Genomic DNA, 1,486 nt, shown 5'->3' on the forward strand with positions numbered 1-1,486 from the left:
GCTTCCTCGCTATCTACTATTGGTTTGTTAAATTGAAAACCAGACGATACTTCTAGTAAGTTGAAGCGGAGGTATGGTTTATGGAAGAATATGAGAACGATTTGGACATGTTTCAAGCAGCTCTTGAAATTGAATCACCTTGGTTTGTCAGTTATCGTGAGTTAGACCGCCAAGCAAGACAACTACATGTATATTTGAACTTTAAGCGCGGTGCGGCGTTTTCTTGCCAACGCTGTGGCATAAACGGTAAAGTGCATGATATCGTGAATGAAGATCGGACTTGGCGCCATTTGGACTTTTGGCAATATCAGACCATTCTCCATGCACGTTTGCCGCGAATTCATTGTAAGCATTGCGATAAAATTACGACCGTCAAAGTAAGCTGGGCCCGAGTGCATACGGCGTTCAGTTGGTTGTTCGAGGCCCATGTAATGGCTTTGATGACGGAGATGCCCGTTGCTGCGGTAGCGCGAAAAGTAGGCGAACATGACACGAGATTATGGCGTATTTTTCACTACTATGTGGACCGAGCCATGAATGAAATGGATATGACTGGCGTGAAACGAATTGCTCTGGATGAAACCTCTAGTCGACGCGGACACGAGTACGTGACGTTATTTGTAGACATCGACACCAAACAAGTGCTGTTAGCGACGGAAGGTAAAGGTAGTAGCGGACTCTTAACGTTCAAGCAATTCCTCACTCAGCGCAGTATCGATCCTACCCAAATTAGAGAAGCCTGCTGTGATATGTCAGCAGCATTCATTGCTGGAATCGAGGAACATTTTCCCGCCGCTCAGATCACGTTTGATAAATTTCATGTTATGAAACTCGTCAACGAAGCGGTGGATGAAGTTCGCCGTGAAGAGCAAAAAGAAGTCGTCGGACTCAAGAAAACCCGATATATCTGGTTGAAAAATGAAAGCCGCCTGACGGAAGGACAAAAGCAGACGATGCTCAAACTGAAGGACATGAATCTACAAACAGGCAAGGCGTACCGACTCAAATTGGCCCTTCAAGATATGTGGACATATCCAGCCATCTATGCAGATTTGTATTTTAAGCAATGGACGCAGTGGGCGGTTCGGTCCCAAGTTGAGCCTATGTCGGCCGTTGCACGTTCGTTGCAGCGATATGCAAATGGTATTTTGCGCTGGTTTCAAACCAAGATGACTAACGGGTTGCTCGAAGGTCTGAATAGTTTGGTTCAAGCAGCAAAGCGTAAAGCACGAGGTTACCGCTCGACGCGTAACTTTATTGCCATGATCTATGCCACCGCGAACAAACTCAAGATGAAGGTCGAGCCTCACTAGGTTTTAAGCCAATCTTACCGGCCTTTAAACCGCTCCTCATGGCAAATGAAAGCGGTCAAGCGATCTCCTTGAGGGCTTTCATTTGCTATGAGATTCTAGCATAGGCTGGTAAGAAGCTTGTTTCTATTCTTTTCTCTATAATCTTAATTACCAATAGTAAGCAGCGAAGAGCC

The 1,486-nt window shown here is 45.6% G+C and carries 1 protein-coding gene; it reads left to right on the forward strand.

The features are described 5' to 3' along the window. Nucleotides 1-80 precede the first annotated feature (80 nt). Nucleotides 81-1,313 carry an ISL3 family transposase gene (locus FU659_RS34895; protein WP_147951729.1) on the forward strand — a complete coding sequence of 411 codons (1,233 nt, stop codon included), beginning with the start codon at nucleotides 81-83 and terminating at the stop codon, nucleotides 1,311-1,313. Nucleotides 1,314-1,486 lie beyond the last annotated feature (173 nt).

The sequence above is a fragment of the Paenibacillus sp. N3.4 genome (genome assembly GCF_008017805.1).
Lineage (GTDB): Bacteria > Bacillota > Bacilli > Paenibacillales > NBRC-103111 > Paenibacillus_E.